The organism is Streptomyces toxytricini (genome assembly GCF_014649915.1).
Classification (GTDB): domain Bacteria; phylum Actinomycetota; class Actinomycetes; order Streptomycetales; family Streptomycetaceae; genus Streptomyces; species Streptomyces toxytricini.
Map to the genome: position 1 here is coordinate 180,133 of NZ_BMTY01000014.1, position 11,860 is coordinate 191,992.

Below are 11,860 nucleotides of genomic sequence, written 5' to 3' on the forward strand. Positions count from 1 at the left end.
CGGTGCCGAACACCGAGGCCGGCGTGGCCGCGACCGGGACGGGGGTCCGGTCGCGGCCACGCGCCGTCCTGCCCGCCCTGTGCGTCACGCAGATCACCGGCTGGGGCGTCCTCTACTACGCCTTTCCCGTTCTCAACCCCGCCATCACCCACGCCACCGGCTGGCCTGTCGGCGCGACCACGGCCGCGTTCTCCGCCGCGCTCATCGTCTCCGCGGCCGTCGGCATCCACGTCGGCCGCGTCCTGGACCACCGCGGCCCGCGCGCCGTGATGACGGCCGGCTCCGTCCTCGGCCCGCTCAGCCTCCTCATCGTGGCCGCCGCCCCCAACCTCGCCGTATTCACCGCCGGATGGCTCCTGGCCGGCGCCTCCATGGCCGCCACCTTCTACCCGCCCGCCTTCGCCGCCCTCACCCGCTGGTGGGCTCCCGACCACATCCGCGCCCTGACCATCGTCACCCTCGCCGGGGGACTGGCCTCCACCGTCTTCGCCCCCCTGACCGCCGTCCTGGCCGACCACTGCTCCTGGCGCACGACCTACGCCGTCCTCGCCGCGATCCTCGCCGCCCTGACCATCCCCACCCACGCCCTCGCCCTGCGCGCCCCGTGGCCACCGGCTTCCGGCGCCGGCATCCACCCACCGGCCACGGGGCCGGACCCCGCCGTCCGCAGCAGGGCGTTCCGGATGCTCGCCGTGACCTTCGCCCTGTCCGCGTTCGCGATGTACGCCGCCGTCATCACCCTCGTCCCGCTCTTCCTCGAACGCGGCTACACCACCACCCAAGCCGCCTGGGCTCTCGGACTGGGCGGCGCCGGGCAGGTCCTGGGACGCACCCTCTACGCCACCCTCGCCCGCCACACCGGCACCACCGCCCGCACGGCCACGCTCGTCGGGCTCGGCGGACTCACCACCGCGGCCCTCGCCCTCACCCCCAGCCCCTACAGCCTCCTCGTCGTGCTGTCCGTCCTGGCCGGGATCGTCCGCGGCAACCTGACCCTCCTCCAGGCCACCGCCGTCACCGACCGCTGGGGCACCGCCCACTACGGCCGGCTCTCCGGGCTTCTCGGCGCACCCGCCCATGCAGCAGCAGCCCTCAGCCCCTTCGCCGGAGCACTGCTGGCCGCTCCCCTCGGCGGCTACGCGCCCCTGTTCGCCCTGCTGTCCGCAATCGCCACCGCCGGAGCCGTCACAGCCCTCGCCACGACGCCTCTGCACGCGGGAACGGCGTGTGTGCGGCTGAAGTGATCAGCCCCCGACGTGGATGCCGGGGCGGCGCGCGGGGTCGGGTTCGTGGCTGCGGATGATCTCGCGGGTGACCGGGGCCGTGTCCCCGCGTCCCAGGAGGAAGTAGCGGACCATGTGGACGAGCGGGCTGCCCTCGGCCCAGGCGAAGTGGCAGTGCGGCCGGATGCCGGTGGCGTCCCGGAGGGCAAGCAGGATGGCGGCGATGGCGTTCGGTGCGGCCGGGGCGGCCGCGCGGAGGATCCGGTGGCCACCGACCTCGGCCCCGTGGACGGTGAGGGTGTCGCTGAATTCGGAGGGGTCGACCACGTCGATCTCGAGGAAGATGACGTCGGCGCGGCCGGGGACGGGGTTGACGCCGCGCTGTTCGCGTTCCTTGTCGCGGTACTCGGCGGCGTCGCCGGCCTGGCGGCGGTTGGCGATGATGTTGATCGCGTTGTCGTGGGCGAGGGTGTCGTCGATGAACCGCCGGGCATCGGCGTCGAAGACGATGCTGTCGGCGCGCAGTTCGGTGGTGCGGGATACACGGGAGACCAGCGACACGGTGATGATGCCGGCGATGAAGAACGCGGAGATGACGATGCCGTCGGGCTTGTCGACGATGTTGGCGACCAGGGCGTAGAGCAGGACGGCGGTCAGCAGCGCGAACCCGACGGTCGCGGCACGTCGGCGGTGGCGTGCGACGGAGACGGTGACGGCGAAGGCGCCGGAGACCATCATGGCGAGGATGCCGGTGGCGTAGGCGCCGGCCTGCTCGTCGACGTCGGCGTCGAAGGCGATCGTGATGAGGATGCACAGGAGCGTGTAGACGATCACGACCGGTCGGACGGCGCGTCCCCACTCCGGGGCCATGCCGTAGTCCGGCAGGTAGCGGGGGACGATGTTGACCAGGCCCGCCATGGCGGAGGCTCCGGCGAACCACAGGATCAGGATGGTGCTGATGTCGTAGACGGTGCCGAAGGCCTCGCCGACGTGCTCGTGGGCCAGCCAGGCCAGGGCGCGGCCGTTCGCTGCGCCCCCCGGTTCGAACAGCTCGTGCGGGATGAGCAGCGTGGTGACGAAGCTCGCCGAGAGCAGGTAGACGCTCATGATGAGCGCGGCGGTGGTCAGCAGCCGGCGGGTGTTGCGGATCCGCGAGCGCAGCCGCTGCTCGGCATCGGCGCCCTCGGCGGCGACGAGCGGCATCATGCTCACGCCGGTTTCGAAGCCGGACAGCCCCAGCACCAGCAGCGGGAAGGCGAGAAGGGCCGGGCCCATGAGGTCGCCGAAGCCGCCTCCGCCCGCTGCGAGGGCGTCGGTCCACGCCGACCAGGCCCCGGGGGTGGTGAACACGTGGACCAGTCCGACGCCGATGACGACCGCGTTCAGCGCGAGGAAGATGGCGACCAGCGGGATGGCCACGCTGACCGCCTCGCTGAACCCGAGCAGGAACACCCCGCCGAGTACGAGCAGCAGCACCACGGTCAGGGCGACTTCGTGGCCGTGCAGGGCCGCGGGGAAGAAGGGGTTCTCCACGACGTGCACGGACGCGTCGGCGGTGGACAGGGTGATGGTGATGATCCAGGAGGTGGCCACGAAGCCGAGCAGGACCAGGACGAAAAGCTTGCCCCACCAGAAGGGCAGCAGGTCCTCCAGCATCGCCACCGACCCGGCGCCGTGCGGGCTCTCCTTCGCCACGCGCCGGTACATCGGCAGCATGCCCAGCAGCGTCAGCGCCACGATGAGCAGCGTCGCCAGCGGCGAGACCGCCCCTGCGGCGAGAGCGGCGATCGCGGGTACGTAGGCGAGGCTGGAGAAGTAGTCGACACCGGTCAGGCACATCACCTTCCACCAGGGGTGCGGCTTGGCATGGCCCTCGTCGGCCGCCGGCCCCACCGGCTGCACCCGGTGCCGCAGCATCCACCGTCCCAGCCCGCCCGACGGCTGCGGCGGAAGGGCAGGGCTGTCCACCACCTCGGGCATACCCGTGTGACCCGCGTCCCTCATGTCCCCCATCAACCTCTCCGGCCTGCTCACAACTGGCCACCAGCGCGGGGGCCTCTCGTCGATCACCGAGTATGGGCCCGCTGCCGACGCGGCCCCGCACCGAAGGGACCGGTCCCCTCACCCGCCCTCCGAGGTTGCGCAGGCGACCACGCACCATGCCGGCCGTGACCTCCGCCCTGAACAGGCGGCGTTTTGCGGGGAAATGCACCGTTCAGTGCGATGCCGTGGGCCTTCCTGCCCTGCCTTACCGGAGGCGGCCACAGAGCCTCGCACGGCGTCCTGCGCCGCGAAATCCATACGGATTTTTAACGTCGAACGCCCTCGGTCCAGGCCCCACACTGCTCGCCGGGCCCGACTCGCCAGCCGGGAGGGCGGAGCCGTCGAAAACCTCTGGATCGGCGCGGGAGCCATCGCCTTGCCGGTCGAGGCCGAGGAGAGGGCCGGCTGCCAGAGTTCCCGGCGTCCGGGCCGGACGGCCGATATCCCCGACAGGGGGACCGCCGGCCGTCAGCTGACTGCCGAAGCGGGCAACTCTGCCGAGACGGGGTGTTCGCTCCCCGCCACGGGGAGGGTCAGGACCATGGTCAGCCCTCCGCCCGGGGTGTCCTCTGCGGCGAGAGTGCCTCCGACGGCCTCGGTGAAGCCGCGGGCCACGGCGAGGCCCAGGCCGACGCCGGCACCCGCGGGGGCGTCGCCGTGCCGCTGGAAGGGTTCGAAGATGCGGTCCTTCGCCTCGTCCGGGACGCCCGGGCCGCGGTCCACCACGCGGAGTTCGAGCCGGTCGTGCAAGGCACTTGCAGTGATGAGGACCGGCTGCCCCGCGGGGCTGTACTTGACGGCGTTCTCGACGATGTTGGCGACGGCGCGCTCCAGCAGTCCGCGGTCGACGGCGACCAGGGGGAGGGTTTCCGGGATGTCGAGTGCGACGCTGTCCTCGGGTACGCCGCCCAGGGCCATCGGCACGACCTCGTCGAGGTAGCTCTCGCGGATGAGCGGCACGACGGTGCCGGTGTTGAGCCGGGACATGTCCAGCAGATTGCCGATGAGCTGGCCCAGCCGATCGGCGCCCTCCTCGATGCCCTCCAGCAGGTCGGCCCGGTCCTCCTCGGACCACTCGACGTCGTCGGAGCGCAACGAGCTGACGGAGGCTTTGATCCCGGCGAGCGGCGTGCGCAGATCGTGGCTCACGGCTGCAAGGAGCGCCGTGCGGATCCGGTTCGCCTCCGAGAGCCGTCGGGCCTCCTCGGCCTCGCCGACCAGACGCTGCCGGTCGAGGACGACGGCGGCCTGGGCGGCGAACGCGCCGAGCACGCGCCGGTCCTCGGCGGCCAGCACCCGGCCGGACAGCGCCAGGGACAGGTTCTCGCCCACAGGCATGTCGACGTCGGCGTCCTCGGGGCGGCTGACCGGATGGCTGCCGGCACTTGCCGCGAGTGTCCAGGGCTCGACTTCGCTCGCGCGTTCCAGCAGCGACACGGAGTCCATCGTGAACGTTTCGCGGAGGCGTTCCAGCAGCGCGTCCAGGGAGTCCTCGCCGCGCAGGACGCTGCCGGCCAGGAAGGACAGGATCTCGGACTCCGCCCGGAGGCGGGCGGCCTGCTGGGTGCGCCGGGCGGCCAGGTCCACGACGGAGGCCACCGAGACCGCGACCCCCACGAAGATCGCGATGGCCACGATGTTCTTCGGGTCGGCGATGGTGAACCGGTGGAGGGGTGAGGTGAAGAAGTAGTTCAGGAGCAGCGAGCCGAAGGCCGCCGAGGCGAGCGCCGGCATCAGTCCGCCCAGCAGGGCGGCCGCCACCGTGCAGGTCAGGAACAGCAGCATGTCGTTCGCGAGCCCGAGACCGGGAAGGACCTGGTTGAGCAGCAGCGTGAGCAGGGCCGGGCCGGCGACGGCGGTCAGCCAGCCCCAGATGATGCGGGACCGCCCCAGCCGCGCCTTGCGCGGGATCGGCAGGCCGCGCCCCTTGGCAGCGGCGTCATGGGTGACGATGTGCACGTCGAGGTCCGGCCCGGACTCGCGGGCCACGGTCGCGCTGACCCCGGGCCCGAACGCGTACTGCCAGGAACGGCGCCTGCTCACGCCGAGCACGATCTGCGTGGCGTTCACCCCGCGGGCGAACTCCAGCAGGGCATCGGAGACATCGTCTCCGATGACGTGGTGGAAGGTGCCGCCGAGGTCCTCGACCAGGGTGCGCTGGACGGCGAGTTCCTTGGGCGAGGCGGTGCTCAGCCCGTCACTTGCGGAGATGTACACGGCGAGGACCTCCCCGCCGGCTCCCTTCTCGGCCAGGCGGGCGGCCCGGCGGATGAGCGTGCGGCCCTCGGAGCCGCCGGTGAGGCCGACGACGATGCGTTCGCGGGCCTGCCAGGTGGTGCGGATGTCGTGCTCGCCGCGGTACTCGCGCAGGTACTCGTCGACCCGGTCGGCGGTCCACAGCAGGGCCAGCTCGCGCAGCGCGGTGAGGTTGCCGGGCCGGAAGTAGTTGGACAGGGCGGCGTCGACCTTGTCGGCCTTGTAGACGTTGCCGTGTGCCATCCGGCGGCGCAGCGCCTGGGGGGACATGTCGACCAGTTCGATCTGGTCGGCCCGCCGGACCACCTCGTCGGGCACGGTCTCCCGCTGCCGTACCCCGGTTATGGTCTCGACGACATCGCCGAGGGACTCCAGGTGCTGGATGTTCACCGTCGACACCACGTCGATTCCGGCCTGGAGCAGCTCCTCGACGTCCTGCCACCGCTTGGCGTTGCGGGAGCCGGGGACGTTGGTGTGCGCCAGCTCGTCCACCAGGGCCACAGCCGGCCTGCGGGCGAGGATCGCGTCCACGTCCATCTCGGCGAACGTGGTGCCCCGGTACTCCAGGTCGCGCCGCGGAACCAGTTCCAAGCCGTGGAGCATCACCACCGTGCGCGGCCGGTTGTGGTGCTCGACGAAGCCGACCACGCAGTCGGTCCCCCGCTCGATCCGGCGGTGTGCCTCGGACAGCATGGCGTACGTCTTGCCGACGCCCGGAGCCGCGCCCAGGTAGATCCGGAGCTTTCCGCGTCCCATGATGGTGGCTCTTCTTCTGTTCAGGGTTCGAAGCGGTAGCCCATGCCGGGCTCGGTGATCAGGTACCGGGGCCGTGCAGGGTCGGCCTCGAGCTTGCGCCGGAGCTGGGCCATGTAGACGCGCAGGTAGTTCGTGTTCTCACTGTAGGTCGGCCCCCAGACCTCCAGCAGGAGCCGACTCTGCGTGACGAGGTGGCCCGGATGGGTGACGAGGATCTCCAGCAGGTGCCATTCGGTCGGAGTGAGCCGAACGGTCCGGTCACCGCGCCGGACCTTCTTCGCCAGCAGGTCGATGGTGAAGTCGTCGGTCTCGACGACGGTGACGTCGTCGGCCCGCCGGACCGGCTCCGACTGTCTCCGGGAGGCGGCCCGCAGCCGGGCCAGGAGCTCGTCCATGCTGAACGGCTTGGTGACGTAGTCGTCGGCCCCGGCGTCCAACGCCCGGACCTTCTCCTCGGAGGTGTGCCGGGCCGACAGCACCACGATCGGGACCCGGCTCCAGCCGCGCACCCCCTTGATGACCTCGATGCCGTCCATGTCGGGCAGCCCGAGGTCGAGGACGATGACGTCGGGCTTGCGGGCGGAGGCGAGCCGCAGGGCGGTACCGCCGTCGGCCGCCTGCTCGACGTCGTACTTGCGCGCCTGGAGGTTGATCCTCAGTGCGCGGACGAGCTGGGGATCGTCCTCCACCACGAGCACCCGGGTCATCGGTGTGCAGCCTTTCCTTCGTTGCGAGCAACACAGTGGCGAACCGGCGTGGGCGCGGAAATCCCGCCCACGCCGGTTCCGGGTTCACGCGACATGAACCATCAGTTCTGGGACAGAGCCTTGAGGGCGGTGTTGAGCTCCAGCACGTTGACGCGCGGCTCGCCCATGAAGCCTAGCTGCCGACCCTCGGTGTGGTCCCTCACCAGCTTCTCGACCTCCTTGACGTCGAGACCGTTCCTCTCCGCGACGCGGTGGACCTGGAGTCCGGCGTAGACGGGCGAGATGTGCGGGTCGAGGCCGGAGCCGGAGGAGGTGACGGCTTCGGCCGGCACGTCCTGGGGCCTGACCTTGAAGCCGGCGGTGGAGTTGTCGGCGACCACGGCGGCCTTGGCATCGGTGACCCACTTGATCAGCTCCTCGTCGTCTCCTGCCCGGTTGGTGGCGCCGGAGAGGATGAGGGAGTACCGGGTGTTGACGCTGTTGGTGCCGAGACCGTTCGAGGGGCGCGGCTGGAACCACCTCAGGTCCGGCCTGGCCGCCTCCTCCGGGTCGTCAGGGTTCTGCCCGGGCAGGTTGTAGGTCTGCCCGATGAGGGAGGAGCCGACGACCTTCCCGGCCTCGTCCTTGATCTCGGAGCCGTCGGCCTTGTCGCCGAAGAGGGCCTGGGCGATCCCCGTGACGGCGAGGGGATAGAGAACGCCGCAGATCACGGTCAGGACGAGGAGGGCCCGCAGGCCCGCGCCGATCAGACGCACGGTGTGGGATACGGAAGTGTTCATGGGCGGTCAGCCGATTCCGGGTACGAGGGAGACGAGCAGGTCGATGATCTTGATGCCGATGAAGGGGGCGACCAGGCCGCCCAGTCCGTAGAGGCCGAGATTGCGTCGCAACATCGTGTCCGCGCCGGACGGCCGGTACTGCACGCCCTTCAGAGCGAGCGGCACGAGCGCGACGATGATCAGTGCGTTGAAGACGACCGCGGAGAGGATCGCCGACTCCGGGGAGGACAGGCCCATGATGTTGAGCTTGTCCAGGCCCGGGTAGGCCGCCGCGAACATGGCCGGGATGATCGCGAAGTACTTCGCCACGTCGTTGGCGATGGAGAACGTCGTCAGCGCGCCGCGGGTGATGAGCAGCTGCTTGCCGATCTCGACGATCTCGATGAGCTTGGTGGGGTTGGAGTCCAGGTCCACCATGTTCCCGGCCTCCTTGGCGGCCGAGGTGCCGGTGTTCATCGCGACGCCCACGTCCGCCTGTGCGAGGGCCGGGGCGTCGTTGGTGCCGTCGCCGGTCATCGCGACCAGCTTGCCGCCCGCCTGCTCCCGCTTGATGAGGGCCATCTTGTCCTCGGGGGTGGCCTCGGCGAGGAAGTCGTCCACACCGGCCTCCTCCGCGATCGCCTTGGCCGTCAGCGGGTTGTCACCCGTGATCATGACGGTCTTGATGCCCATGCGGCGCAGTTCGTCGAACCGCTCCCGCATGCCCTCCTTGACGACGTCCTTGAGGTGGACGGCGCCCAGGACGCGGGCGCCCTTGTCGTCCTCGACGGCCACCAGCAGCGGCGTGCCGCCGGCCTGGGAGATCGTGTCGGCGAGCGAGCCCGCCTCCTCGGCGACCCGGCCGCCGTGCGCCTCGACCCAGGCGATGACGGATCCGGCGGCGCCCTTGCGGATCTTCCTGCCGTCGATGTCCACGCCCGACATGCGGGTCTGGGCGGTGAAGGCGATCCACTCCGCGCGGGTGAGTTCACCCCGGTGGCGCTCGCGCAACCCGTACTCCTCCTCGGCGAGGACGACGATCGAGCGACCCTCGGGGGTCTCGTCGGCGAGGGAGGAGAGCTGGGCGGCGTCGGCGACCTCGGCCTGGGTGGTGCCCTTGACGGGGATGACCTCGGCGGCCTGGCGGTTGCCGAGGGTGATGGTGCCGGTCTTGTCCAGCAGGAGTGTGGAGACGTCGCCGGCGGCCTCGACGGCCCGGCCGGACACGGCCAGGACGTTGCGCTGGACCAGGCGGTCCATGCCGGCGATGCCGATCGCGGAGAGCAGCGCACCGATGGTGGTGGGGATCAGGCAGACCAGCAGGGCGGTGAGCACGATGAGCGAGGTCTGCTCGTCGGCGCCCGCGTAGATCGCAAAGGGCTTGAGGGTGACGACCGCGAGCAGGAAGACGACGGTGAGGGAGGCCAGCAGGATGTTGAGGGCGATCTCGTTGGGGGTTTTCTGCCGGGCCGCTCCCTCGACCAGGCTGATCATCCGGTCGATGAACGTCTCACCGGGCTTGGTCGTGATCTTGACGACGATCCGGTCCGAGAGGACCCTCGTCCCGCCGGTGACGGCCGAGCGGTCGCCGCCGGACTCCCGGATGACGGGCGCGGACTCGCCGGTGATGGCCGACTCGTCCACGGAGGCGACGCCCTCGACGACGTCCCCGTCGCCGGGGATGACGTCGCCGGCCTCGCAGACCACCAGGTCGCCGATGCGCAGCTCGGTGCCGGGGACCTGCTCCTCGGCCGTGCCGTCGGCGGCGAGGCGGCGGGCGACGGTGTCGGTCTTGGCCTTGCGCAGGGTGTCGGCCTGGGCCTTGCCACGGCCCTCGGCCACGGCCTCGGCGAGGTTGGCGAAGATCGTGGTCAGCCACAGCCACGCCGTGATGGCCCAGCCGAACCAGTCCGTCGGGTCCATGACGGCCAGCACGGTCGTGACGACCGAGCCGACGAGGACCACGAACATGACCGGAGACTTGATCATGCTGCGGGGATCGAGCTTCTTCACCGCATCGGGGAAGGACTTCAGCAGCTGCTTCGGGTCGAACAGGCCGCCGCCGACACGGCCGGCGGGCGGCTTGTGGCCGGTGGGCAGGTCCTCGTGCGGGGCACGGGTCTCAGTGGCGGTGCTCATGATGCGAGCCCTTCGGCGAGCGGCCCCAGCGCGAGGGCGGGGAAGTAGGTCAGACCGGTGACGATGAGGATCGTGCCGACGAGGAGACCGGTGTAGAGCGGCTTGTCGGTACGGAGGGTGCCCGCGGTCGCGGGGACGGGCTTCTGCTCGGCGAGCGAGCCGGCCAGCGCGAGGACGAACACCATGGGCAGGAAGCGGCCCAGCAGCATGGCGATGCCGATGGTCGAGTTGAACCACTGGGTGTCGGCGTTGAGGCCGGCGAAGGCGGAGCCGTTGTTGTTGGCGCCGGAGGTGTAGGCGTACAGCACCTCGGAGAAGCCGTGCGCGCCCGAGTTCAGCATCGAGTCCGGCGGGGTCGGCAGCGCCATCGCCGCGGCGGTGAAGCCGAGGACCAGGGCCGGGGTGACGAGGATGTAGCAGGCCGCGAACTTGATCTCGCGGGTGCCGATCTTCTTGCCCAGGTACTCGGGGGTGCGGCCGACCATCAGACCGGCGATGAACACCGCGATCATCGCCATGACCAGCATGCCGTAGAGGCCGGAGCCGACGCCGCCGGGCGCGATCTCACCCAGCTGCATGCCCAGCAGCTGGATCCCGCCGCCGAGCCCGGTGTAGGAGGAGTGGAAGGAGTTGACCGCGCCGGTCGAGGTCAGCGTGGTGGCCACCGAGAAGATCGCCGAGGCGCCGATGCCGAAGCGGGTCTCCTTGCCCTCCATCGCACCGCCCGCGACCTCGAAGGCCGGGCCGTGGTGCGCGAACTCCGTCCACATCATCAGCGCGGTGAAGCCGATCCAGATCGTCGCCATCGTCGCGAGGATCGCGTAGCCCTGACGCAGACTGCCCACCATACGGCCGAACGTGCGGGTCAAGGAGAACGGAATGACCAGGATCAGGAAGACCTCGAAGAGGTTGGAGAACGGGGTGGGGTTCTCGAAGGGGTGGGCGGAGTTGGCGTTGAAGTAGCCGCCGCCGTTCGTGCCCAGCACCTTGATGACCTCCTGCGAGGCCACCGCCCCGCCGTTCCACTCCTGGCTGCCGCCCGTGAACCGGCCGACCTCGTGGATACCTGAGAAGTTCTGGACCGCACCGCAGGCGACCAGGATGATCGCGCCGACTACGGAGAGGGGCAGCAGGATCCGGAACACACCGCGCACGAGGTCGGCCCAGAAGTTGCCCAGCTCACCGGTGCGCGAGCGGGCGAAACCGCGGACGAGGGCGACGGCCACGGCCATCCCGACGGCGGCCGAGACGAAGTTCTGCACCGCGAGGCCGCCGGTCTGCACGACGTGGCCCATGGCCTGCTCGCCGGAGTACGACTGCCAGTTCGTGTTGGCCACGAACGACGCGGCGGTGTTGAAGGCCTGGTCCGGATCGATGGCTTGGAAGCCGAGCGACCCGGGCAGGACGCCCTGGGCTCGCTGGAGTGCGTACAGGAAGAGGACGCCCACCGCGGAGAAGGCCAGGACACCGCGCAGGTACGCGGGCCAGCGCATCTCGGCGGTCGGATTGGCGCCGATCGCCTTGTAGATCCACTTCTCCGGCTCGTGGTGCTTCTCGGAGGAGTAGACCCGGGCCATGTATTCGCCGAGGGGGCGGTAGGCCAGCGCGAGCGCGGCGATCAGGGCAAGCAGCTGGAGCACACCAGCCGTCTGGGAACTCATGAGGGTGCTCAGAACCTCTCCGGCTTGACGAGGGCGAGGACGAGGTAGCCGAGCAGGGCGAGGGCGACCAGCAGGCCGACGATGTTCTCGACGGTCACAGCTTCACCACCCCCTTGGCGATGAGGCCCACCAGCGCGAATACCGCGACCGTGGTGGCGACGAAGGCCAGATCGGCCATCGTGAGCTCCTGGAATGAAGTGACGAAAACGGAATCGGCCGGAATGGCCGAGACAGAGCAAACCGCGGATGGACCCATGCGTTAAGAGGCCTTGATGATGTTCATACGGGCGCGGGGGGATTTTTAACGACTCTCTTAC

9 protein-coding genes are annotated in these 11,860 nt (G+C 70.3%); 1 reads left to right on the plus strand and 8 read right to left on the minus strand.

The features are described 5' to 3' along the window. Positions 1-2: 2 nt before the first annotated feature. The gene (locus IE170_RS19555; protein ID WP_189810696.1) at positions 3-1,244 is read left to right on the plus strand and encodes an MFS transporter; all 1,242 of its coding nucleotides are present in this window, start codon (positions 3-5) and stop codon (positions 1,242-1,244) included. Here IE170_RS19555 and IE170_RS19560 read toward each other — a convergent pair whose 3' ends face one another. The 8 genes from IE170_RS19560 to IE170_RS19595 all read right to left on the minus strand — a co-directional run bounded on the left by IE170_RS19560 (position 1,245) and on the right by IE170_RS19595 (position 11,799). Further along, entirely contained in the window at positions 1,245-3,203 is a 1,959-nt protein-coding gene (locus IE170_RS19560; protein ID WP_373299017.1) for an APC family permease, read from the minus strand. A 531-nt stretch (positions 3,204-3,734) separates the two neighbouring features. Continuing rightward, complete coding sequence (locus tag IE170_RS19565) at positions 3,735-6,278, minus strand: DUF4118 domain-containing protein (RefSeq protein ID WP_189810698.1); 2,544 nt, start codon at positions 6,276-6,278, stop codon at positions 3,735-3,737. 20 nt (positions 6,279-6,298) lie between these two features. Next, the gene (locus IE170_RS19570; RefSeq protein WP_189810699.1) at positions 6,299-6,985 is read right to left on the minus strand and encodes a response regulator; all 687 of its coding nucleotides are present in this window, start codon (positions 6,983-6,985) and stop codon (positions 6,299-6,301) included. A 101-nt stretch (positions 6,986-7,086) separates the two neighbouring features. Continuing rightward, entirely contained in the window at positions 7,087-7,764 is a 678-nt protein-coding gene (locus tag IE170_RS19575; RefSeq protein ID WP_189810700.1) for a potassium-transporting ATPase subunit C, read from the minus strand. A 6-nt stretch (positions 7,765-7,770) separates the two neighbouring features. After that, on the minus strand, positions 7,771-9,882 hold the full coding sequence (gene kdpB / locus IE170_RS19580; RefSeq protein WP_189810701.1) for a potassium-transporting ATPase subunit KdpB: 2,112 nt from the start codon (positions 9,880-9,882) through the stop codon (positions 7,771-7,773). Continuing rightward, positions 9,879-11,543, minus strand: coding sequence for a potassium-transporting ATPase subunit KdpA (kdpA, locus tag IE170_RS19585; protein ID WP_189810702.1), 1,665 nt, complete (start codon positions 11,541-11,543; stop codon positions 9,879-9,881). The genes kdpB and kdpA overlap by 4 nt, the downstream gene beginning before the upstream one ends. 8 nt (positions 11,544-11,551) lie before the next feature. After that, positions 11,552-11,641: a K(+)-transporting ATPase subunit F gene (gene kdpF / locus IE170_RS19590; RefSeq protein WP_189810703.1), complete on the minus strand. Its 90-nt coding sequence runs from the start codon at positions 11,639-11,641 to the stop codon at positions 11,552-11,554. After that, positions 11,638-11,799, minus strand: coding sequence for a hypothetical protein (locus IE170_RS19595; protein WP_189810704.1), 162 nt, complete (start codon positions 11,797-11,799; stop codon positions 11,638-11,640). Before IE170_RS19595 ends, kdpF begins: the two co-directional genes overlap by 4 nt. Positions 11,800-11,860 lie beyond the last annotated feature (61 nt).